At 61.9% G+C, this 22,375-nt stretch carries 21 protein-coding genes and 1 tRNA gene; 12 read left to right on the plus strand and 10 right to left on the minus strand.

What is annotated here, in order from left to right; genetic code table 11:
• Positions 1-45: 45 nt before the first annotated feature.
• The 5 genes from ACMGF8_RS06505 to rfbB are packed head-to-tail and all read right to left on the minus strand — an operon-like array spanning position 46 to position 5,263.
• Entirely contained in the window at positions 46-1,854 is a 1,809-nt protein-coding gene (locus tag ACMGF8_RS06505) for a sensor histidine kinase (RefSeq protein ID WP_102862677.1), read from the minus strand.
• Between the two features lie 34 nt (positions 1,855-1,888).
• Complete coding sequence (gene rfbD, locus ACMGF8_RS06510; protein WP_102862678.1) at positions 1,889-2,770, minus strand: dTDP-4-dehydrorhamnose reductase; 882 nt, start codon at positions 2,768-2,770, stop codon at positions 1,889-1,891.
• Positions 2,767-3,312, minus strand: coding sequence for a dTDP-4-dehydrorhamnose 3,5-epimerase (gene rfbC / locus ACMGF8_RS06515; RefSeq protein ID WP_102862679.1), 546 nt, complete (start codon positions 3,310-3,312; stop codon positions 2,767-2,769). Before rfbC ends, rfbD begins: the two co-directional genes overlap by 4 nt.
• Positions 3,309-4,184: a glucose-1-phosphate thymidylyltransferase RfbA gene (rfbA, locus tag ACMGF8_RS06520; RefSeq protein ID WP_102882165.1), complete on the minus strand. Its 876-nt coding sequence runs from the start codon at positions 4,182-4,184 to the stop codon at positions 3,309-3,311. Before rfbA ends, rfbC begins: the two co-directional genes overlap by 4 nt.
• Entirely contained in the window at positions 4,181-5,263 is a 1,083-nt protein-coding gene (rfbB, locus tag ACMGF8_RS06525; protein WP_102862681.1) for a dTDP-glucose 4,6-dehydratase, read from the minus strand. The genes rfbA and rfbB overlap by 4 nt, the downstream gene beginning before the upstream one ends.
• A 241-nt stretch (positions 5,264-5,504) precedes the next feature.
• Here rfbB and ACMGF8_RS06530 point away from each other — a divergent pair, with 241 nt between their 5' ends.
• From ACMGF8_RS06530 to ACMGF8_RS06545, 4 genes are all read left to right on the plus strand, one after another.
• Positions 5,505-8,423 carry an aminotransferase gene (locus ACMGF8_RS06530; protein ID WP_207815563.1) on the plus strand — a complete coding sequence of 973 codons (2,919 nt, stop codon included), beginning with the start codon at positions 5,505-5,507 and terminating at the stop codon, positions 8,421-8,423.
• 270 nt (positions 8,424-8,693) lie between these two features.
• Positions 8,694-9,572: an N-carbamoylputrescine amidase gene (gene aguB / locus ACMGF8_RS06535; protein WP_102862683.1), complete on the plus strand. Its 879-nt coding sequence runs from the start codon at positions 8,694-8,696 to the stop codon at positions 9,570-9,572.
• A gap of 5 nt (positions 9,573-9,577) precedes the next feature.
• Entirely contained in the window at positions 9,578-10,684 is a 1,107-nt protein-coding gene (gene aguA / locus ACMGF8_RS06540; protein ID WP_115581389.1) for an agmatine deiminase, read from the plus strand.
• A 247-nt stretch (positions 10,685-10,931) separates the two neighbouring features.
• Positions 10,932-11,132 (plus strand): hypothetical protein, encoded by a 201-nt coding sequence (locus tag ACMGF8_RS06545; protein WP_102862685.1) that lies wholly within the window; start codon positions 10,932-10,934, stop codon positions 11,130-11,132.
• 59 nt (positions 11,133-11,191) lie between these two features.
• Here ACMGF8_RS06545 and ACMGF8_RS06550 read toward each other — a convergent pair whose 3' ends face one another.
• A complete protein-coding gene (locus tag ACMGF8_RS06550) occupies positions 11,192-13,291 on the minus strand; it encodes a TonB-dependent receptor (protein WP_102862686.1) in 2,100 nt (699 codons plus the stop codon).
• A 262-nt stretch (positions 13,292-13,553) separates the two neighbouring features.
• Here ACMGF8_RS06550 and ACMGF8_RS06555 point away from each other — a divergent pair, with 262 nt between their 5' ends.
• The 3 genes from ACMGF8_RS06555 to ACMGF8_RS06565 all read left to right on the plus strand — a co-directional run bounded on the left by ACMGF8_RS06555 (position 13,554) and on the right by ACMGF8_RS06565 (position 16,190).
• Complete coding sequence (locus ACMGF8_RS06555) at positions 13,554-14,249, plus strand: DsbA family protein (RefSeq protein ID WP_207815561.1); 696 nt, start codon at positions 13,554-13,556, stop codon at positions 14,247-14,249.
• Between the two features lie 27 nt (positions 14,250-14,276).
• Complete coding sequence (locus ACMGF8_RS06560) at positions 14,277-14,666, plus strand: nuclear transport factor 2 family protein (RefSeq protein WP_207166917.1); 390 nt, start codon at positions 14,277-14,279, stop codon at positions 14,664-14,666.
• 240 nt (positions 14,667-14,906) lie between these two features.
• Complete coding sequence (locus ACMGF8_RS06565) at positions 14,907-16,190, plus strand: OprD family porin (RefSeq protein ID WP_207166918.1); 1,284 nt, start codon at positions 14,907-14,909, stop codon at positions 16,188-16,190.
• Positions 16,191-16,270: 80 nt separating this feature from the next.
• Here ACMGF8_RS06565 and ACMGF8_RS06570 read toward each other — a convergent pair whose 3' ends face one another.
• On the minus strand, positions 16,271-17,119 hold the full coding sequence (locus ACMGF8_RS06570; RefSeq protein ID WP_207815555.1) for a hypothetical protein: 849 nt from the start codon (positions 17,117-17,119) through the stop codon (positions 16,271-16,273).
• Positions 17,120-17,159: 40 nt separating this feature from the next.
• Between ACMGF8_RS06570 and ACMGF8_RS06575 the strand changes: the two genes are divergently transcribed.
• Both ACMGF8_RS06575 and ACMGF8_RS06580 read left to right on the plus strand, forming a co-directional pair.
• Positions 17,160-17,921: a hypothetical protein gene (locus ACMGF8_RS06575; protein ID WP_416759074.1), complete on the plus strand. Its 762-nt coding sequence runs from the start codon at positions 17,160-17,162 to the stop codon at positions 17,919-17,921.
• A 5-nt stretch (positions 17,922-17,926) separates the two neighbouring features.
• Positions 17,927-18,622: a tetratricopeptide repeat protein gene (locus tag ACMGF8_RS06580; protein WP_207815553.1), complete on the plus strand. Its 696-nt coding sequence runs from the start codon at positions 17,927-17,929 to the stop codon at positions 18,620-18,622.
• Between the two features lie 70 nt (positions 18,623-18,692).
• On the opposite strand, the gene ACMGF8_RS06585 is transcribed toward ACMGF8_RS06580, so the two are convergent.
• Both ACMGF8_RS06585 and ACMGF8_RS06590 read right to left on the minus strand, forming a co-directional pair.
• Positions 18,693-19,823, minus strand: coding sequence for a lysozyme inhibitor LprI family protein (locus ACMGF8_RS06585; RefSeq protein WP_207815549.1), 1,131 nt, complete (start codon positions 19,821-19,823; stop codon positions 18,693-18,695).
• A gap of 31 nt (positions 19,824-19,854) precedes the next feature.
• Positions 19,855-20,241 (minus strand): c-type cytochrome, encoded by a 387-nt coding sequence (locus ACMGF8_RS06590; protein WP_115581395.1) that lies wholly within the window; start codon positions 20,239-20,241, stop codon positions 19,855-19,857.
• 276 nt (positions 20,242-20,517) lie between these two features.
• Here ACMGF8_RS06590 and ACMGF8_RS06595 point away from each other — a divergent pair, with 276 nt between their 5' ends.
• Together ACMGF8_RS06595 and ACMGF8_RS06600 are read left to right on the plus strand one after the other, a co-directional pair.
• Positions 20,518-20,751, plus strand: coding sequence for a type II toxin-antitoxin system Phd/YefM family antitoxin (locus ACMGF8_RS06595; protein ID WP_221178206.1), 234 nt, complete (start codon positions 20,518-20,520; stop codon positions 20,749-20,751).
• A gap of 10 nt (positions 20,752-20,761) precedes the next feature.
• Entirely contained in the window at positions 20,762-21,046 is a 285-nt protein-coding gene (locus tag ACMGF8_RS06600; protein ID WP_207166922.1) for a type II toxin-antitoxin system RelE family toxin, read from the plus strand.
• 335 nt (positions 21,047-21,381) lie between these two features.
• Here ACMGF8_RS06600 and ACMGF8_RS06605 read toward each other — a convergent pair.
• Positions 21,382-21,457: transfer RNA gene (locus tag ACMGF8_RS06605), tRNA-Thr, on the minus strand.
• 234 nt (positions 21,458-21,691) lie between these two features.
• On the opposite strand from ACMGF8_RS06605, the gene ACMGF8_RS06610 reads away from it, so the two are divergent.
• The gene (locus ACMGF8_RS06610) at positions 21,692-22,336 is read left to right on the plus strand and encodes an amidase (RefSeq protein ID WP_102862703.1); all 645 of its coding nucleotides are present in this window, start codon (positions 21,692-21,694) and stop codon (positions 22,334-22,336) included.
• Positions 22,337-22,375 lie beyond the last annotated feature (39 nt).

The raw sequence follows: 22,375 nt of genomic DNA on the forward strand, positions 1-22,375 counted from the left end.
GCAACGCCGGGCCGGGCGTGGTTGCTAGGTGATTGCCGCTGCGCGTCATACCCCGCGGTCCTCGGAGGGCTGCAGGCTGACGCCGGGGGCCCCGGCACGCAGGCGCAGGGTTATCAGGGCGCCGCCTTCACGGTGGTTGGCGAACGACAGCTCACCGCCGAAGGCGCGCATCAGGGTGTCGCAGATCGCCAGGCCCAGGCCCAGGCCCTGGGTCCGTGTCTTGGTGGTGTAGAACGGCTCGCCAGCGCGGCCCAGCGCCTCCATGCAGAAGCCCGGGCCGTTGTCGCGGATGTACAGATTGACGCCTGTGGCGGTGGACTCGGCACTCAGCCAGAGTTTGCGCGGCGGGCCCTTTTCGGTCAGGGCGTCGAGGGCGTTGGCCAGCAGGTTGCCGAGGACCTGGCGCAGGCGGGTTTCCCCGGCCTCGACCCACAGGGTAGCGGCTGGCAGGTCGCGGATCAGTTCCACTTCCATGGCCCGGCGACGCTTGGCCAGCAGGGCCAGGGCATCGTCCAGGGCCGGTTGCAGGGCGACGCTTTCCGGGGCGTGGTGATCGCGCCGGGCGAAGGCCCGCAGGTGAGCGATGATCGAGGCCATGCGCCCGGTCAGTTCGCTGATCAGCTTGAGGTTGCCCCGGGCGTCATCGGTGCGTTGGTGGTCCAGCAGCACTTCGGCGTTTTCCGCGTAGCTGCGGATGGCGGCCAGGGGCTGGTTGAGTTCGTGACTGATGCTCGCCGACATGGTGCCCAGGGCCGAGAGCTTGCCGGCCTGGACCAGATTGTCCTGGGCGCGCACCAGTTCCTGTTGGGCGGTTTCGCGTTCCAGCACTTCCTGTTTCAAGCGCCGGTTGAGGCTCTCCAGATCGCTGGTGCGTTCGGCTACGCGCCTTTCCAGCTCACGCCGGGCCTTGGCTTCGAAGGCGATCCGCTCCAGGTAGTGGCGGCGGCGCTGCATCATCAGGCCGAGCAGCAGCATCAGCACCAGCAGCGCAGCGGCGCCGACCGCCACCACGGTGCGCACCGGGCGATCGATCAGGGTGCGCGGGGCGAGGATGCTGACGCTCCAGCGGGTTTCCTCGATCTGCTGGGTCTGGGTCAGCCAGGCATCGGGATTGAGGTTCAGTGGGCGCGGATCCCGGGTTGGGTAGGGCTGGATGGCGACGATGGCCTGGCGTTCCTCGTCGCTCAGTGGCCGGGTCGCACGAAAGCGCCATTCAGGGCGCGAGGTGAGGATCACCACACCATTGTGGTCGGTCAGCAGCAATTGTTCCGGGGTCTTGCCCCACAGGCTTTCGGTATGGTCCAAGTCCACCTTGACCACCAGCACGCCCAGCATCCGTTCGCCGTCGCGCACTGCAGCGGCGAAGAAGTAGCCACGCTTGGCCGAGGTGGTGCCCAGGCCGAAGAACCGTCCCAGGCGTCCGGCCATGGCTTCGCTGAAATAGGGGCGGAAGGCGAAATTGCGCCCGACGAAACTGTCGTGCTTGTCCCAGTTGGAGGCCGCCAGGGTCTTGCCGTTGGTGTCCATCAGGTACATGACTTCGGCGCCGGTCTGGGCGCTGATGTTTTTCAGCAGGCGGTTGGCGTTGCCCTGGGTCACGCCGTCGTCCGGGGCCCCCAGCACCGCCCGCAGTGCCGGCAGGTCGCCGAGGATCTGCGGCAGCACTTCGTAGCGGTGCAGGGTGCCCAGCAGGTTGGCCACGTAGAGGTCGAGGGTCTGGCGATTCTGGCTGGTCAGCTCGTTGCGATAGTAGCGCTCGGCCAAGTGCTCCAGCGGCCACAGCAACGGCGCCAGGCACAGGGCCAGCAGGGCCAGGCTGCGCCAGCGGGGACGACGGGGAAGAGGTGCGGTCATGGAAAGGGCGCCTGTGGATACAGGCGCATTATGCCTAGCCCTGCTCGGCAAGACACTCGCGCAGTGCGCTGCGCCAGTCCGGCTGGGTCACGCCCCATTCGCGAGCCAGGCGGCTGCAGTCCAGGCGTGAGTTCAGCGGCCGGGGAGCCGGGGTCGGGTAAGCACTGGAGGGGATGGCTTCGAGCACCGCGCAAGGCTTGTCCAGGGCCAGCAACTGTTCGCCGATGGCCTGGGCGAAACCGAACCAGGAGGTCTCGCCGTGGGCGGTGAGGTGGTAGGTGCCCCAGGCGCCTTGATTCCCGGACTGCCAGCGTTCGATCAGGGCGCGCGTGCTGTTGGCGATGGTGCCGGCCCAGGTGGGCGCGCCGATCTGGTCGGCCACCACCCGCAGCTCGGGTCGTTCCTGCAGCAGGCGCTGCATGGTCAGCAGGAAGTTCTTGCCATGGCTGGAATAGACCCAGCTGGTGCGCAGGATCAGGTGCTGGCCCTGTACCAGGTTGATGGCCCGTTCGCCCGCCAGCTTGCTCTGGCCGTAGACCCCCAACGGATTGGGCTCGTCTTCCTCTACGTAGGGCGTGTCCTTGCGGCCATCGAACACGTAGTCGGTGGAGTAGTGAATCAGTGGCACACCCAGTGCCCGGGCTTCCTCGGCGAAGATCCCGGGGGCCGTGGCGTTGATCGCAAAGGCCAGCTCCGGCTCGCTTTCGGCCTGATCGACGGCGGTGTGGGCGGCGGCGTTGATGATCAGATGCGGAGCAATGGCGCGGACCTGCTGGCGAATCTGTTCCGGGTGGCTCAGGTCCAGTTGGTCTCGACCAAGGACCACCAGTTCGCCCAGGTCGCCGAGCCGCTGCTGCAGCTCGCGGGAAACCTGGCCGTGCTGGCCGCTGATGAGGATTTTCAGGGGAGTGCTCATGGGAACAGATCGGCTTCTTTCAGACTTTTGCCATTCTGGTCCTTGGCGGAGAGCGTTGGCGGCTCCTGCAACTGCCAATCGATTGCCAGGGTCGGGTCGTCCCAGCGAATGCAGCGCTCAGCGGATGGCGTGTAGTAATCGGTGGTTTTATAGAGGAACTCGGCGAAGTCGCTGAGCACTACGAAACCATGGGCAAAACCTTCGGGTATCCACAGTTGACGATTGTTCTCGGCGGACAGGCGGACGCTGGCCCAGCGGCCAAAGTTGGGCGAACCACGGCGAATGTCCACGGCCACATCCAGCACCTCACCGGCAATGACCCGCACGAGTTTCCCTTGGCTATGTTCGATCTGGTAGTGCAAGCCGCGCAGGACGTTCCTGGCCGAGCGTGAATGGTTGTCCTGGACAAACGGCTGGTTCAGGCCGGTGGCGTCGGCGAAGGCCTTGGCATTGAAACTCTCGTAGAAAAACCCACGCTCGTCGCCGAACACCTTGGGCTCGATGATCAGCACGCCGGGCAGGTCGGTGGGGATGACCTTCATTGCGTCTCCCCGGCCAGGGTGAAGAGGTACTGGCCATAGCCGGTCTTGCCAAAGTAGGCGGCGCGCTCCAGCAGATGCTCACGGCTGATCCATTGGTTCTGGTAGGCGATTTCCTCCAGACAGGCGACCTTCAAACCCTGACGGTGCTCGATGGTCTGCACGTACTGCGAGGCCTCCAGCAGGCTATCGTGGGTGCCGGTGTCGAGCCAGGCAAAGCCCCGGCCAAAGCGCTCCACATGCAGATCGCCACGCTTGAGGTAGGCGTTGTTGACGTCGGTGATCTCCAGTTCGCCACGGGGCGACGGCTTGACTGCCTTGGCGATCTGCACCACGTCGTTGTCATAGAAGTACAGGCCGGTGACCGCGTAGCTGGATTTCGGTTTCTTGGGTTTCTCTTCGATAGACAGGGCGCGGCCTTCGCTGTCGAAGTCGATCACCCCGAAGCGCTCCGGGTCCTTGACCCAGTAACCGAACACCGTAGCGCCGGAATTGCGCTTGGCGGCAGCGCACAGCTGTTCGCCGAAGTACTGTCCGTGGAAGATGTTGTCGCCCAGGATCAGGCACACCGGGTCATTGCCGATGAACTCTTCGCCGATCAGGAACGCCTGGGCCAGGCCATCCGGTGAAGGTTGTTCGGCGTAGCTGAAGCGCACGCCGAACTGGCTGCCATCACCCAGCAGGTTGCGGTACTGCGGCAAGTCCTGGGGGGTGGAGATGATCAGGATGTCCTGGATGCCGGCCAGCATCAGTACCGAGATCGGGTAATAGATCATCGGCTTGTCGTAGATCGGCAGCAGTTGCTTGGAGACACCGAGGGTGATGGGGTGCAGACGGGTGCCGGAGCCGCCCGCCAGAACAATGCCTTTAATCATGCAATCAGATCCTTGATGTCGGTGGAACCCAGGCGTTCGCCCTGGTAGCTGCCGTCCTGTACTCGACGGCACCACTCGAGGTTTTCCAGGTACCACTGCACAGTCTTGCGCAGTCCGCTGGTGAAGGTTTCTTCTGGCACCCAGCCCAGTTCCCGCTCGATCTTGCCGGCATCGATGGCGTAGCGCAGGTCGTGGCCCGGGCGGTCCTGGACGAAGGTGATCAGGTCGGCGTAGTGGGCAACGCCCTGGGGTTTTTGCGGGGCCAGCTCTTCCAGCAGGCTGCAGATGCCGCGTACCACGTCGATGTTCTTCTGCTCGTTATGGCCGCCGATGTTGTAAGTCTCGCCGACCACACCCTCGGTCACCACCTTGTACAGCGCGCGAGCGTGATCCTCGACGTACAGCCAGTCGCGCACTTGCTGGCCATTGCCATAGACCGGCAGCGGCTTGCCTGCGAGGGCGTTGAGAATCACCAGAGGGATCAACTTCTCGGGAAAGTGGAACGGGCCATAGTTGTTGGAGCAGTTGGTGATCAGCACCGGCAGGCCGTAGGTACGCTGCCAGGCGCGGACCAGATGGTCGGACGCAGCCTTGCTGGCGGAGTAAGGCGAACTGGGGGCGTAGGGCGTGGTTTCGGTGAACAGGTCGTCGACGCCATGCAGGTCGCCATAGACCTCGTCGGTGGAAATATGGTGGAAGCGCAAAGCGGCCTTTTCCGCTTCGGGCAGTTTGTGCCAGTAAGCGCGGGTTGCCTCCAGCAGGCTGTAGGTGCCGACGATATTGGTCTGGATGAAGTCGGACGGCCCGTCGATGGAGCGGTCGACATGGGACTCGGCTGCCAGGTGCATGATCGCGTGGGGCTGGAAGCGTGCGAGCACCGCACTGACGGTGGCCTGGTCGACGATATCAGCCTTGACGAATTCGTAGCGGCTGTTGCTGGCGATGCTGTGCAGCGATTCCAGGTTGCCTGCGTAGGTCAGTTTGTCGAGGTTCAGCACTTCGTGTTCTGTGTGCTGGATCAGATGGCGGACCAGAGCCGAGCCGATGAATCCGGCTCCGCCGGTGACGAGAATGCGCATGTTGGAGGGCCTGTGTCCTTGAAAACGATCATTTACTGCAAAAAATGCAGCATAGCTTGTCGACATGACGCCTGAGGTGCAAGAGGCGCCATCAGTCGATTTCACCGCGAACGGTCGGAAATTTCGCAAAGTGCAGGGTTGAGGCGGGGGCGGTGCCTGTCTGTTTCCCGTTCTTTGGGCTTGCGTAACGCCTTGGGCAATGGCGATATAAGCGGCTTATAACAATTCCAGGGATCGTTGCATGTTGCTCGCCACCTTGATCCACCGCGCCAGTCTGCCCAGCCCACAGGTCACTGCACAGCAAGCGCTGGAGCTGCTGGAAACCCATTACGGTCTGCAAGGCACCTTGCAGTCTCTGGGCAGCCAGCAGGACCTCAACTATCGCCTCGACAGTCCCCAGGGCCGCTTTGTCCTGAAGATCTGCCGTGGCGACTACTCGGCCCTGGAGTTGCAAGCGCAGCACGCGGGCCTCAAGCACCTGCAGCAATACCCCGATCTGCGAGTGCCCAGGGTGATTCCGGCCAAAAACGGTGCGGACCTGCTGTCCCTGGAGATTGCCGGGCAAGTGCTGCACGTGCGGTTGCTCGACTATATAGAGGGTCGCTCCCTGACCCACCTGCCGCACCTGGGGAACGAGCTGGTGGCGGGCCTGGGCCGGCTCTGCGGGCAGATGGACCTGGCTTTGGAAGGTTTCCAGCATCCGGGGCTCGAACGCACCCTGCAATGGGATGCCCGGCATGCCCAGGCGCTGATCGGGCATTTGTTGCCAGTCATCCAGGACCCGCAGCAACGGGCCTTGATCGCTGACACCGCGCAGCGCGCCGAACGTCGGCTGCAGCTCTTGCAGGAGCAATTGCCGGTGCAGGCGATCCACATGGACATCACCGACGACAACGTGGTCTGGCAGCGGGATGCCGCGCGCCGTTGGCAGTTGCAGGGGGTGATCGATTTCGGCGACCTGATCCGTACCTGGCGCATCACCGATCTGTCGGTGACGTGCGCCGCACTGCTGCATCACGCCGAGGGCGATCCGCTGCGCATCCTGCCGGCGATCCAGGCCTATCACCAGGTCAACCCGCTGCAACGGGCCGAGCTGCTGGCGCTCTGGCCATTGATCGTGGCCCGCGCCGCGGTGCTGGTGCTCAGTGGCGAGCAGCAGGTCAGCATCGATCCGGGCAACGCCTACAGCCGCGCCAATTTGCACCACGAGTGGGAGATTTTCCGGGTCGCCAGCTCCGTGTCTTTCGAGTTCATGGAAGCGGCCATTCTCAGCGCTGTCGGGGAGTCGCTGCCGGCCATTGGCAGTGACGGCTTTGTCCCGCTGCTGCCGAGCCTGGTAGGGCGCGAGTTCGCCCTGATCGACCTGGGAGTGCTCAGCCCGCACTTCGAAGCCGGCAATTGGGAGCAGCCGGGGATTGATGATCGTCTGTTGGCCGAAGCCGCTGTTGCCCATGGCCTGGCCGCCAGTCGCTATGGCCAGTACCGCTTGTCGCGGACCTGCCCCGACAGCGCCCTGGAGCCGCAAACCTGCCCGTTGCATGTGCAGTTGCAAGTACCGGCAGGCACGCCGGTAGAAGCACCGTTCGCCGGTGTGCTGCACCGTGCCGAGAACGGCCTGCTGCGCCTGGATGGCCCGGCGTTGAGCGTGCGCTTGTGGGGCGTCGAGCCGTCGTTGCACCCGGGGGCGGCCCTGGTCAAGGGGCAGGTGCTGGGGGCCGTGGTAGCCGACGGTCGGCTCAAGGTGCAGTTGTGTCGAGCGGCCGAGCTGGATCCGCCGCTGTTCTGTACCCCTTCCCGCGCGCCAGCCTGGCAGGCCTTGTGCCCCTCTCCGGCCGCGCTGCTGGGGCTGGCCTGTGATGCCGAGCCGGAGCTGGACCCGCAGACCCTGCTGGAGCGACGCGATGCCAGCTTTGCCCGCTCGCAAAAGCACTACTACGTCGACCCGCCGCGGATCGAGCGCGGCTGGCGCAATCACCTGATCGACATGCAAGGGCGGTCCTATCTGGACATGCTCAACAACGTCGCGGTGCTCGGCCACGGTCACCCACGCATGGCCGCCGAGGCGGCGCGCCAATGGTCGCTGCTCAATACCAACTCGCGTTTTCACTATGCGGCGATCGCCGAATTCTCCGAGCGCCTGCTGGCCCTGGCGCCGGATTCCATGGACCGGGTGTTCCTGGTCAACAGCGGCACCGAGGCCAATGACCTGGCGATCCGCCTGGCCTGGGCCTACAGCGGCGGGCGCGACATGCTCAGCGTGCTGGAGGCCTATCACGGCTGGTCGGTGGCGGCCGACGCGGTGTCGACCTCCATCGCCGACAATCCCCAGGCCCTCACCAGCCGTCCCGACTGGGTGCACCCGGTGACGGCGCCCAACACCTATCGCGGCGAGTTCCGCGGCCAGGACAGCACACCGCAGTACCTGCGCAGCGTCGACCAGCAGTTGCACAAGCTGGAGGCGCAGCATCGTCAGTTGGCCGGGTTCATCTGTGAGCCCGTGTACGGCAATGCCGGGGGCATCTCGCTGCCGCCGGGTTATCTGCAGGCAGTCTACGAACGGGTTCGGGCCCGGGGTGGCGTGTGCATCGCCGATGAGGTCCAGGTGGGCTATGGCCGCATGGGCAAGTTCTTCTGGGGCTTTGAAGAGCAGGGCGTGGTGCCGGACATCATCACCATGGCCAAGGGCATGGGCAACGGTCAGCCCCTTGGGGCGGTGATCACCCGTCGCGAGATTGCCGAGGCGCTGGAGGCCGAGGGCTATTTCTTCTCTTCATCCGGTGGCAGCCCGGTCAGTTGCCGCATCGGCATCGCCGTGCTGGATGTGATGCAGGAGGAGGGCCTCTGGGAGAACGCACGGGTGGTGGGTGAACATTTCAGGCAACGCCTGGAGGCGCTCAAGGATCTGCATCCCCTGGTGGGTGCGGTGCATGGCTCCGGTTTCTACCTGGGGCTGGAGCTGATCCGCAATCACCAGACCCTGGAACCGGCCACCGAGGAGACCACCCTGCTGTGCGATCGCCTGCGGGAACTGGGGATCTTCATGCAGCCCACCGGCGATCACCTGAACATCCTCAAGATCAAGCCGCCGATGGTCACCAGCCGGCAGAGCGTGGATTTCTTCGTCGACATGCTGGACAAGGTGCTGGGCGAAGATCTGTAAGGGATCGTCGTTCGCTTGCGTTCATCTCCATTCGCCGGCAAGCCGGCTCCTACACCTTTCTGTGGGGGCCGGCTTGCCGGCGAATGTGTTTATGCCTATTCGATTGTTATCGGTATTTTGCCGGATATTTTGCGCGCTTAAGAATTCTGTGGCTTTTAAAGTCGATATTTATCGGATATAAAGTGGCCGTCGTCAGGCGCGACCTTGTCGTGCCCCGTCCTTTTCCTAATCCGTTGTCATCGACCGCGTCCATTGCCCGGGAGTTGTTCCATGAGCCGAATCGTTACCGTCGCCGCTACCCAGATGGCTTGTTCCTGGGACCTTGAGGCCAACCTGGAAACCGCCGAAAAACTGGTCCGTGAAGCCGCCGCCAAAGGTGCGCAGATCATCCTGATCCAGGAATTGTTCGAGGCCCCGTATTTTTGCCAGAAGCCCAACCCGGACTACCTGCAACTGGCCACCACGGTCGATAGCAACGTCGCCATCGCGCACTTCCAGAAAGTTGCCCGGGAGTTGCAAGTGGTGCTGCCCATCAGCTTCTACGAGCTGGCGGGGCGTGCGCGATTCAACAGCATCGCGATCATCGATGCCGATGGCAGCAACCTGGGGATTTATCGGAAAAGCCATATCCCGGACGGCCCCGGCTACCACGAGAAGTACTACTTCAACCCGGGCGATACCGGCTTCAAGGTGTGGAACACCCGCTACGCGAAGATCGGCGTGGGCATCTGCTGGGACCAGTGGTTCCCCGAGTGCGCCCGCAGCATGGCGTTGCAAGGCGCGGAAATCCTCTTCTACCCGACCGCCATCGGCAGCGAGCCCCATGATCAGAGCATTTCCTCCCGCGACCACTGGCAGCGAGTGCAACAGGGGCATGCCGGGGCCAACCTGATGCCGTTGATCGCCAGCAACCGCATCGGCAACGAAGAGCAGGACGGTTACGACATCACCTTCTACGGTTCGTCCTTTATCGCCAATCAGTTCGGCGAGAAGGTTCAGGAGCTCAACCAAACCGAAGAAGGTATCCTTGTGCACAGCTTCGACCTCGACGAGCTCGAGCACATCCGCAGCGCCTGGGGCAGTTTCCGTGACCGTCGTCCGAACCTCTATGGCGCGCTGAAAACCCTCGACGGTTCCCTGGAGTCCTGAACACTATGAGCACTTTGCACAGCACGCCGCGCGCCGACGGTTTCTACATGCCGGCCGAATGGGCGACCCAGACCCAGACCTGGATGATCTGGCCCGAGCGTCCGGACAACTGGCGCCTGGGCGGCAAGCCGGCCCAGGCCGCCCACGCGGCGGTGGCCAAGGCCATTGCCCGCTTCGAACCGGTGACCGTGGCCGTCTCCGCGGGCCAGTATGAAAACGCCCGGGCGCGGCTGGACGTACCCAACATCCGCGTGGTGGAGATGTCCAGCGACGACGCCTGGGTCCGCGACACCGGTCCGACCTTCGTCATCAACCACAGCGGCGAAGTGCGTGGTGTGCACTGGGGCTTCAACGCCTGGGGCGGCTTCGAAGGCGGCCTCTATGCGCCGTGGAACCGTGACGAGCAGGTGGCCAGCAAGGTGCTGGAGATCGAGCGTTGCCAGGAGTACCGCACCGAAGGCTTCGTGCTCGAGGGCGGTTCGATTCACGTCGACGGCGAAGGCACGCTGATCACCACCGAGGAATGCTTGCTCAATCACAACCGCAACCCGCATCTGTCCCGTGAGCAGATCGAGGCGGTGTTGCGCGAGCACCTGGCGGTGGAGCAGATCGTCTGGCTGCCGGATGGCCTGTACAACGATGAAACCGACGGCCATGTGGATAACTTCTGCTGCTACGTGCGCCCGGGCGAAGTGCTGCTGGCCTGGACCGACGATCCCCAGGACCCGAACTACCCCCGCTGCCGAGCGGCCATGCAGGTGCTGGAAAACACCCGCGACGCCAAGGGCCGCACTTTCAAGGTGCACAAGATGCCGATTCCCGGTCCCTTGTATGCCACCGAAGAGGAATGCGCCGGTGTCGATGCCGTGCAAGGCAGCCAGGAGCGAAATCCCTCCGTGCGCCTGGCGGGTTCCTACGTGAACTTCCTGATCGTCAACGGCGGGATCATTGCGCCGAGTTTTGACGACCCGATGGACGCCCCGGCCAAGGCCATCCTCCAGGAATTGTTTCCCAAGCATGAAGTGGTAATGGTGCCGGGGCGCGAACTGTTACTGGGTGGCGGCAATATCCATTGCCTTACCCAACAGCAGCCCGCGCCGCAGCGAATTTGAGTGCCGTTGTAACAGATGGTGTTGCCTGTTTGACGGCGTCGGACCGATTCCGCACCGGGTGCTTTTCAGCAAGCCCGCAGCCCAGTTGGGTTGCGGGCTTTTTCATGGCCGTACGTCGAGCCACCTGGCACTTTGGCATAGCTCTTGTATCTGCTTCGTGGTGATTCTGAGACAGGTGGAACTTTTGTTGTTCTGTCATAAACCTTGGATAAGTTAGGCCGCTCAGATACCAGGAGAGAGCGCTGGAATGAATATGGTCAGCGAGCGGGCACCCCATCCCTTGGCAATGAATAACGAGTCGCTGCAGGTTCTGGCGCAATGGTTGAAGTCCAATGGAACGCGTCAGATCAGGGAACCTGATCCGCGCCGGATCATCGTTGAGCGTTACCCCGCTGGATTGCTCAGCGAGGCGGAACTGCAGGCACTGTGGGATGTGGTGAAAGGATAGAAAACGACGGATTGTAAAAAGCGCTGCCGGGATGGCAGCGCTTTTTTTTGGCCGGTCGTTTAGAAGCGGTAGTTGCCAGTGACCACCAGGCTACGGGGCTCCCCCGGCTGGATCTGGAAGGCACTGGTGGCGGAGCTGTAGTACTCGCGGTCAGCGATGTTGTTCAGCGCCGCGCGAACGTCCCAGTCCTTGTGCCGGTAGCCGGCCAGGGCGTCCCAACGGCCGTAGCCCGGCAGCACCACGGTGTTGGCGCCATCGGCGTAGCGGTCGCCCACCAGGGTCAGGCCGGTCTCGGCGTACCAGCCCAGTTCCGGTTTCCAGGTGATGAACAGACTGCCATTGCGCTTGGCCACGTTGTTCACGCGCTTGTCTTCGAAACCGTTGTTGTCCTTGACCACCACCGCGTCCTGCAGGCCGATGCCGCCGCGCAAGTACCAGTTGCCGACGAGCTTGCCGTTGGCAGTCAACTCGATACCCCGGGAGCGTTGCAGGCCGGTCATCAGGATGATGTTGCGATCCAGCGGATCGGTGGTGCGACGGTTGTAGAGCTCCAGTTCGTACACGGCCAGGGTGGTACTCAGGCGCTCGTCCAGCCAATCGCTCTTGACCCCGACTTCCTTCTGCCGGGTCAGCTCCGGGCTCAGGTCGTTGCCGTTACCGGCGGCGTTCGGGGTGATACCGATCAGGCCGCCACCCACCGGTGAGAACGATTTGCTCCACGAGGCATAGAACGAGTGGTGCTCCAGTGGCGTCCAGACTGCCCCTAGACGCGGGCTGACACTGTGGCTGTTGCGGCTATCGGAAACCCCGGTGCGGCGGTTGGTGGTCTCGACATCGAAGTTGTCGTAGCGCAGGCCGGCGAGCAATTGCCATTGCTCGTTCAGGCGCAGTTGGTCCTGCACGTAGAGCGCTCGGCTTTCGACCTCGGTGTGGTTGTTGCTGGAGACCTGCATGCGGCCGGTGTGGCTCTGGTAGGGATTGGGGTTGTACAGATCCACGGCGGGAACCGCCTGGCTGCCGGGGCCTGTGGTGGCGGCGTTGTAGAGGATCGGGTCGCGGCGCTGGCTGCCGATCTCGATGCCGGTGAGCAGGCGGTGTTCCAGGCCAAAGGTGTCGAAGCGGCCTTCCAGCTCAGTGTTGTTGTAGATGTTGCGCGTCTTCAGATCCTGCTGCCAGCGCTGGCGCTGCACTTTGCCGGTGTTGGCGTTGTAGCCGGTCTGGTAGGTGTTGTCGAAGTCACTGTCGAGCTTGAACACGGCCAGGGTGTGGCGCAGTTGCCAGCTGTCGTTGAGCTCGTAGGTCAGCTTGGAGCGCAAGGACTGGGATTTGTCGTCGATGTAGTCGCGGTGGTCGCCGTAGGTGGTTTCCCGGCCGACGTTCGCCGGGCGTCCGTTGAGGCTGGTGATGCCGCGGTCCGGGGTGCGGTTGTAGCGGCTGTATTCGTACTGCACCAGCCAGTTCAGCTCCGGGGTCAGTTGCCAGCTCATGGACGGTGCGAACAGCTGGCGATTGCCACTGACGCCGTCGCGGAAACTGTTCTGGTCCTGGTTGCCCAGGTTCAGGCGCAGGCTGAGGTTCTCTGTCGGATCGGCACTGAGGTCGGCGTACAGGCTGCGCAGGTCCTGGCTACCGCCCTGGACTTCGACGCTGGAGCGGCGGCCGAACTCCGGCAGCTTGCTCACCCGGTTGACGATGCCACCCTGGCTGCCACGGCCGTAGAGCACGGCCGCCGGGCCCTTGAGCACTTCGATGCGCTCGATGTTGTGCAGGTCGCGCACGTACTGGCTGTCGTCGCGGATGCCGTCCAGGTAGAAGTCGTTGCTGGCATCGAAACCCCGAATCCGCAGGCTGTCGAAGCGGGTGTCGGAGCCGCTGCTGACGTTGGGAATGCCGCTCAGGGCGCTGCCCAGATCGTTGTGGCCGTAGTCCAGGACGTTGGCGGTCTTGATCGTGTCGATGGCCTGGGGCACATAGCGCGCAGCGGTGGCGGTGCGGGTCGCGGTGCTGACTTCCTTGACCCGGGGATCGTCGGGGTCGGCCTCGGCTTCGGCGCTGATGGAGGTCGTTGGCAGGGTGGTGCTGGCAGCACAGGCAAAACCGGCGGTCAGCAGGGTGCAGAGTCCCAGTGACAGGGGCGTAAGGCGGAAATGGGCAGGCATCTGAAGCGCATCCGAAAGGAAGGTGAGTCAAGGGGCGCGAATGATAATGCGTGCTATTTACTTATGTTAATTATTCGCTAAAAGTTCCTTTGCTCTATTGTTTCTAATTGTGTCGGCGCCGTATCTGCCCGCATACACAGGCTAAACAGACTGATTCGACCGGATACAGCAACAGACTAAAAGCCATTTCGAGGTTTTTCCCCTGGCGTGCGGGGCATAGTCTGCGGGCCATCGAATACTCAAGATCCTGTTGGAGTCCCTTATGTCCTCGGCCACCCTTCACTACATTTATGACCCGCTGTGCGGTTGGTGCTATGGCGCCAAGCCACTGGTCCAGGCTGCCCAGGCAGTGGTGCCGGTGGTGGCCCATGCCGGTGGCATGATGACCGGTCGCAACCGCCAGCCGGTGTCGCCGCAGTTGCGTGATTACGTCATGCCCCATGACCGACGCATCGCCGAGTACACAGGGCAACCTTTTGGCGAGGCCTATTTCGAGGGCTTGCTGCGTGACCACTCGGCGGTGTTCGACTCGGCACCGCCGATCGCTGCTGTATTGGCCGCCGAGGCCCAGGGCGGTCGTGGACTGGAATTGCTGGGGCGCCTGCAGACGGCTCATTACCTGGAGGGCCGGCGGATTGCTGATCGCGACGTCCTGCTGGAACTGGCGCAGACCTTGGGGTTTGCTCCACAACCGTTCGCCGTCGCCTACGATCAGGCGGTGGCCCTTGAGCTGGACGAGCATATAAAGAGCAGCCGGGCGCTGCTGGCCAAAGTTGGCGGCCAGGGTTTCCCAACCCTGGCGCTGGAGCGGGACGGTCGCTATCAGTTGCTCGACATCAGCCCCTGGCTGGGCAAGCCCGAGGCCTTCGCGCAGTGGTTGAAGGCTTCCCAGGGCGCCACTAATGCCCCTCAAGATGGCGCGCTCCAGGCCTGTGGCCTGGACGGTTGTGCGCTTTGATCTCACCTGACCTGCGTGGAGTCACCCATGGATAACCTAGCGTTGATCAAAAGCACCTATGAAGGTGCCAACTCCCAGGAAAATGCGCGCAACACCGCTGCGGCCCTGGCCCCGGATGCGCGTTGGACCGAAGCGGCGGGCTTTCCCTATGCCGGCACCTACGTCGGTTTCGAGGCGGTGCTGGAGCATGTTTTCAAGCGCCTGGGCTCGGAATGGCAGGACTTCACCTTCAAGGTGGAAGACTATGTGGCCCAGGGCGACAAGGTGTTCGCCTATGGCAACTACCAAGGCATCTACAAGGCCTCGGGCAAGCCGATCGATGTGCGAGTGGCCCATTTGTGGACCCTCAAAAACGGCAAAGTCACCCACTTCGAACAATTCGTCGACAGCCATAGCGTGCAGCTGGCAATGCTCTAGCCCGCAGTTCTTAGAATATTTTCAGCTATTCAAAGACGATTCACGAAATTGACACGTTGTTCAGGGCGCAGATAGGATTCGCCCCCAACGCCTGTGGCCAAGAGCCATATTTAAGAATAATAAAAGGCCCGTCGCGATCACCCGCGGTCGGGCTTTTTTGTTTCGACGGTAGAAGAGCGTTCAAACGCCATAGCCGAAAGAGCTCACAGCGCGTCATCAAACCGTAATAAGGAAAATAAAATGTCGAAACAGCGGATCTGCTTGATTGCACTGGGGATTCTGAGCGCTACACAGGCCATGGCCGACGGCCAGGCCGATGCCAAGGGTTTTGTCGAAGACAGCAGCCTGAAAGTGCTGCTGCGCAACGCCTACATCAACCGTGACTACAAAGACGGTAACAAGGACAAGGCCGAGTGGGGCCAGGCTGCCATCGGCACCTTCTCCTCGGGTTTCACCCAGGGCACCGTGGGCGTGGGCGTTGACGCCTTCGGCCTGTACGCACTGCGCCTGGACGGCGGCAAGGGCCGCAGCGGCGCTGGCGGTATCGACTTCTTCAAGCAAGGCGACAGCGGCAACGCCGCCGATGACCTGAGCAAGTTCGGTGCGGCGGTCAAGTTCCGCCTGTCCAACACTGTGCTGACCTACGGTGACCAGATGCCGGCCCTGCCGGTACTCAACTACGACAGCTCGCGTCTGCTGCCGGAAAGCTACACCGGCACCCTGATCACCTCCAAGGAGATCAAGGGCCTGGAGCTGAACGCCGGTCACTTCACCGCCGAATCGCGCAAGAGCGCCGAAGGCCGTGACAGTGGCGGTCTGAAGTCGATCAACGTATTGGGCGGTAGCTACCAGTTCACCGAACAGTTCAAGGGCGCGCTGTACGCTTCCGACGTCGAAGACGTGCTGAAGAAACAATACGTGAACCTGAACTACGTGTTCCCACTGGCCACCGAACAGTCCCTGACCCTGGACTTCAACGGTTACCGCACCAAGCTGGACAAATCCTTCGCCAAGGGCCTCAACGCCGGCGGCCAGGACAACAAGATCTGGAGCCTGGCGGCTACCTTCGCCACTGGCCCGCACTCGTTCACCGTCGCCCATCAGCGCAGCACCGGCGACAGCCACCTGGGCTACGCCTATGGCGGTTATCAGAAGTCCGGCTATGTGGGTGATGGCGGCAACACCATCTACCTGGCCAACTCCTACTGGTCCGACTTCAACGCGGAAGACGAACGCAGCTGGCAACTGGGCTACGGTCTGGACTTCGGCGCCTTCGGCGTACCGGGCCTGACCTACAACGTGGCCTACGTGCGTGGCGACAACATCACCACCGTCAACAGCACGGGTGGCAGCGAGCGAGAAATCTTCAACCAGCTCAAGTACGTGGTGCAGAGCGGCCCGGCCAAGGACCTGAGCATCAAAGTGCGCAGCTCGGTTCTGCGTGTGTCGCAGAAGTCGTATGAGTACAACAAAGGTGGCAACGAACTGCGCGTGTTCGTCGACTACCCGATCAACGTGTTCTGATGAGCGCTTGATCACCACCTGACTCTGGGTGGTTGCCGTGCAAAAAAGCCCCGACTGGTTCGGGGCTTTTTCATGTTCGGTTATCGCTTGCGGGGTTTTGCCAGAGAGGGCAGGTGGATGTTTTCGTACCACTGTCTTTTCAAGGCGTCGCCTTCGCGCTTGTAGGCAAACATTTCTTGCCAATGTTCGCTGGCGAGATGAAGCATTTTCCCTGGAATGTGTTCCGTCAGGTAGGTGAAGTAGCGCAGGTGGTGAGGGGCCAGAACCTTCATGAGCTTGTTGAGCTGTATGGTCTCCGCGTTTTCGCCAGTGTCTTTCAATGCTTCATTCAAGATGAAGGTCGGGATCACCATGATGTAGGTGCCGGTAGCGCCCGTGAAGTCCGGAATACCGTCGTCGAGTTGGTAGAGGATATAAACGTAGAGGTCTGCCCAGCGTCGTTTGAGTTGATTACTGGCTAATTCCTTGCCATTGCGGGTCTGCATCCAGGCTGCCTTGGGAGACACCGGCAGCGCAGTTTTCAGTTCGTTGGCATAGGCCAGGTGACGAAGAGGTCGCTCTGTCTTGTCGACGAGCTTGGTTTTGACCTCCACCGCCCAGCCGTTCCAGGTGGTTCGGCAGAACCAGTCTGTGTCTTCGGTCAGGGGGTCAGTGGTGACCTTGCACGAATCCAGGAGCGGTTGCGGATAGCCAAAGTAAATATCCGCCACATCGCTTTCGCCATTGTCTTCGCTGACCGGGTCAAACAGCTTGTTGTGCAGGTAACCGTAAGGCCTACGGTTGGTCTCTGGCTTAAAGTCAGGGCTATGGGCCGGCGGATTGTTGCGCTCGAAGTCCTTGATCGCCGAAATGATGAATGACTCATACACCCGCCCGATCCAGCTGGGGTTGTTCTTGAGGATTTTCAGTAGTCGTTCTGACAGTTCCATCTGCGGGTGGTCCTTGGGGGGCAGGCAGGTCTGGCCATGAATGGCCTGGTCACGGGGCACCGGGATTTTCGGCGAGTGGTTGGTCGATATCAATCTTGCTACAGTCCGCGGCTCCTTCCTGTCACGGATGATTTCGATGTTCCGTACCCTGTTATCCGGCCTGTGCCTGCTGAGCGTCGCCAGCATCGCCCACGGCCAGCCAGCGACTGCATCCGAGCAGTTGCTCAGCCAGTTCTCACGCTGCGATGCGCAGTTTTTCCAGAGCCTGAACACCGCCCAACTGCCGGCCGCGACCTTGACCGTGGCCAAGTACGGTGCGGTGAGTGCGCCCAAGATCCTGAACCCCTTGCAGGAAGGCGGCCGCTACCAGGCGTTCGAACAGCCGCTGCTGGTCAACGGCGTGCGCTTGCTGGGCTACTACAACGAAGCCCAGTCGCTGAAGTCGGTGGGTAACCTGCTGTTCTGGGGGTTTATTGCCGAGGGTGAGCCCCGTGAAGTGGCCGCAGCGCTCAAACCTCTGCTGGTGGACAACCACCGCCTGAAGGCAGACCGCAGCGCCATGGTCCGGGTGGAGATCCGCCGGGTGGGCGACCCTATCGACAGCTGGCGCACCGAAGGTCTGGTCGGCGGCGGCGTGGCCACGCCGTTCGGTTTCGTCGAGCGGGTATTGAGCATCGACAAAGGCATCGCCAGCGCGCCGATCTCAGGTCGCACCACGATCTTCTGCAGCCTGCAGGGCACGGTTACCGCGCCACTGCTGCAGGTCTATCGCCCTGACCTCAACGCTCACCTGCTGGATTGAACAACATGCCTTCATTGTCTGTACGCGGGTCGATCCTGCTTGTGTGTGCCCTTGCCGTCACTGGCTGTGCCAGCCTGCAGAGCCAGGACCAGATCAACTACGCCCATTGCCGCCTGGTGGGCCAGGCCTCCAAGGCCGAGAAGTTCGATGTGGTGCTGCAAGAGGCCGACCTGTGCCTGTCGAAAAACCAACTGTCCAAGCCGATGCAGAGCCTGGTGTACTGGCTGAAGTCCGACGCCTACGCTAGCTTCAAGCGTTACCCGGAAGCCATCAGCGCCAAGGAAAAATCCATCGAACTGGGGCCCAAACCCGATGCCCGTGCGGTGCTGGACCTGAGCCGTCTCTATCGTGAGTCGGGCAACCCGCAAAAGGCCCTGCAACTGGTGCAGTCCAACCTCGACGCCAACCTGGGCGAGGCGGGCAAGGGCAGCGGCTTCAACATGCCGACCTACTACCACCTGGGCCAGGCCCTCTACGACCTGGGGCAATACCGTGAGGCGGCTGAAGCCTATAGCGCCGGTCTGCAAAAGCAGCCGGACTATGCCTGGGCCTTCTACCATCGTGGTTTGGCCTACGAAAAACTGGGCCTGACCGACGATGCCCGCGCCGACTTTACCCAGTTCGCCAAGCGGGTGGACCAGAAGTACGTCGAACCGCAGCACCAGGCCAAGCTGGCCGAATACCAGATCAGCCTGCCCTGAGCAGAGCCTTGCCGACGCAATGAAAAAGGCTCGCCGTTTGGCGAGCCTTTTTGTTCAGCAACCTTGCCCATCAGTCATCCGGATTGATCGCGAACTTCAGCTGATCGCCTTCCAGGTACACCACCGCCTCACGGCCATGGATATCCACAGGACGGGCTGAAATCGCTTCATGCTCCGGGACGATCTTGGACAGCACCTTGTGCTGCACGTCGACCCGCCAGATACAGGCCCGCGGCCCTTCGTTATCGAAGTACATCACCGGGCGGGTTTCGCTCCAGGTGGGATTGACGATGCTCCAGCCGGCCTCGACCTCATTGTGCTCGGTGACGTTCTCGGAGTAGGTGTTATTGCTCTGCCGGTCGTAGTCCAGGGACAGGCTGTAGTTCTCCTGATTCAGATCCTGGCCGACCCGCGCCCGGGCATGGCGCAGGGTGTTGGAGAGCGATTGGAACACCTGCTGGCTGGCTTCGGGAGCACTGCGCGAGCCCAGGCGATAGCGCATGCCCTGCTGCAGCTCGCCGCCGCTGCGCTGGCGGTAGTAAAACACCCCGTCAACGATCCCGGCGAAGCGCTGGCCCTGATCGTTGGCCCCCGGCAGGGCCCAGCCGACAAAACCGATATCCCGAGCGATGGGGTGCAGGCCGGGCTGGTCATCGGCGTATTCGTAGAGGGTGCCGACATAGCCTTCCTGCCCCTTCTGGTACTGACCGACGAACAGCACCACATGCAGCACGCCCTCCAGCACCTGGGCGTCGACGATCTGCTGATCGCCCTGGGGCGGGGCGGCGGTGAACCTGGCCAGGGTGAAGCGCTGCCAGTCATCAGGGTCCTGCAGGCGGTACTGACGGGTGGGATCCATGGGCAGCAGCTCGTCCTTGCCGGGCGCCGGAGGGATCGGCAACAGCCCGAGCATCTTCACCTGGGCCCGGTAGGCGGACTCCAGGCAGTCGCTGTCGATGCAGGTGTCGCGCACTTCTCGCAGCCACTGGGTTTGCAACAGGCGAAACACCTGCAGGTGCTTGAGCGCCTGATAACGGCGGTTCAACTCATCGTCTTTGGCGGACAGGGTCGGCGTGTCGCAGACGGTTTTTTCCACCAGGGTCGAGGCTTTGGCGCAGTCAAAACCGGCGGCCTGCACCTGGGACATGCACGCAGCCAGGGCCAGGCCCGTGACGACGAGCGACGGCAGAGCAAATTTCATCAAAACATCCTTGTAGGCAAACGAGCTCGGATCAGGGGGAAGGGAAGGTCTGCAGATAGGCCAGCAGATTATCGATTTTTTCTTCATCGCTCAGCCCCCAGAAAATCATCCGTGTACCGGGCACCACGGCTTTTGGATCTTCCAGGTACTGGATGAGCTTGTCCCGGGTCCAGACGATGCCCGACGACTTCATGGCCGTTGAGTATTGATAGTCCGTGGCACTGCCTGCCGGGCGATCGATGATGCCGTTGAGCTGCGGCCCGAACGAACTGCGCACCGAAGGCCCTATATTGTGGCAGCCGCTGCACAAGCGCTTGAACAGCTTGCCACCGGCCTCGGCGTCGCCGGCCAGGGCCGGAGCGCTGAACAGCAGGGAGTGGAGCAACAGGGTCAGGATCGATAGGGAAATGGACTTCATGGGCGGCCTGTGTACAACGGGGATCGGCGGGTATTGGAGCATGAAGTGCGGTGCAGATGGATAGCCAAAACAGTTAGGTTCACATGTGGTTCCGTTCATCGTTATTTTTTTGATGTGTATTGTTGTATGCATAATATTGCGTATATTGAGGGTGCGCGTGCCGCAATACCGACTGATAATGAACTGACAAAGACGAACGAACTGAGTGATGAATCGAGGCAATAGAGCATGAGTGCACTCCTAGACCGAGCTGAGCAGGCAGTGTCCGCTACAGCGATGGTTCGAGGCTTTAGCGCGAAACTGAAGGAAGTTACGAGCGGTGAAGTCACTCATTTGGTGATTTTCAAGGATAACGAGCCAGCAGCTGTGCTGGTGGGTGTAGACGCCTACCAAGCTTTGCAGGACGAACTCGAAGATCTTCGCGCTGAGCGTTTGGCCATTGAGCGCCTGTCCACTTTGGACGAACAGAACACAGTGAGCCTTGAGGACATGGAGGCTCGCTTCAAGTAGGCAATAGTCAATGAACTGGAGCGTTCGGTTTCACCCTGATGTTGAGCAAGATCTCGCTCAGTTAGGTAGGGCTGAGGCAAAAAGAGTCCTTAAGGTGATCCGGGAGCGGATCGTTGAAGGCGAGCCAGACAAGATCGGCAAGCTCCTTCGCGGCGCTCTCGCCGGTCACCGCCGGATTCGGACAGGTGGTGTTCGCATCGTCTATAGGATCCAAGGTTCTGAGATCGTGCTGGTCCTGTGCATTGGGGCCAGACGCGACGATGAAGTCTATGAGGCCGCCAATAGGCGAGTCTGACCCTTGAGCCCCGCTTCGGCGGGGTTTTTCATCCAACCTCCATCACCTTGGCCCTTCGAGGGAGCTCTGCTGGGTGCCTGCCACGTGGGCGCTCCTTATCCTTCTGGTTGCGCGTCGATCAAATTCGATGCAAATGACCTGCTCGAAATGGCTAGAGGCATAGGTCGTGCGTTGACGACGAGCAAATCCCAAGTCTCGATGAAAATGATGGGCATGCCAGGAAGCGAAAGCGTAGGTGCGGACAATTTGTGGGCGCTCTCACGACATGACGTGAGGCTTTTCTGAGGTACGGAAACAACAAAGCCCCTGCATTTCTGCAGGGGCTTTGCTTTGTATGGTGCCGGCACCAGGAGTCGAACCCGGGACCTACTGATTACAAGTCAGTTGCTCTACCAACTGAGCTATACCGGCGTGTTAGGGCGACGATTATAGCGATTGGCGGGGTTCTGTAAACCCCTGAAATCTGACTATTTTTGCGTGGGCCCATGCGGACTCTATACGTAGCGTTCCCAGGCACTCTGGGGCTCAAGCGCGAGGAGGCTTTGAATCATCGGCGGATAGCCGATGATTCAGTGCAGACGGCCCCCACTCGGCCGATAGCCTGCTCAGCCGCTCATACCGCTTCAGACAAAGGAAAGATCAGTCATGAAACCTGGAAATATTCCCTTGCTGGCGCTGCTGTCGTTGCTCGGCGCCTGTAGCGTCAAGCCGGTGGAGCCTTATTCGGAGCCGCCCCTGGGTGTGCCGACGGCGCAGTTGCGGGTGATCACCAATGGCGAGGTGCGCGGTGAGGCCTATGCCGGTTGCCAGGGTGACAGCAAGCGCTTGGCCAAGGCCGGGCGCTTCGGCAGCGATCAACAGGCGAACATCAACTATCCGCAGTTTCCAATGCAGCCAAGGCAGATCGACATGCTGCCGCGTTTCGCGCCGAAGCTGCCGTCCTACGTGGGGGCGATCCGTATGGGCGAGGGTTCTTACAACGAGGTCGTCACCGAGTATCGGGTGCCCGCTGGCAGGCCTTTTCTGCTGGAAGGGGGAGGTGTTGCCGCAGGCAGTTATGGCAGTACCTATCGCGCCTGTCCGCCGGTGAAGAAGGTGGTGCTGTTGGAGCCGGGCAAGAGTTACGAAGCCTTTGTCGGCTTGAATTACATCCCGGTGGCCGGGGGCGAGGTGCAAGCGATGTGTGCGTTTGCGGTGTACCAGTTGCTGCCGCTGAGCAAACCGGGGGCAACCCTGCCGCTGGCGGTCCAGTCCAGGCCTCCAGCGGACCGGCGTTGCCCCGGTCAGTGAGTGTCCCCGGCCGGGGGTTAGCCGGCCAGGGAGCTTTTG

This window comes from Pseudomonas sp. BNK-7 (genome assembly GCF_048072025.1).
Lineage (GTDB): Bacteria > Pseudomonadota > Gammaproteobacteria > Pseudomonadales > Pseudomonadaceae > Aquipseudomonas > Aquipseudomonas danubii.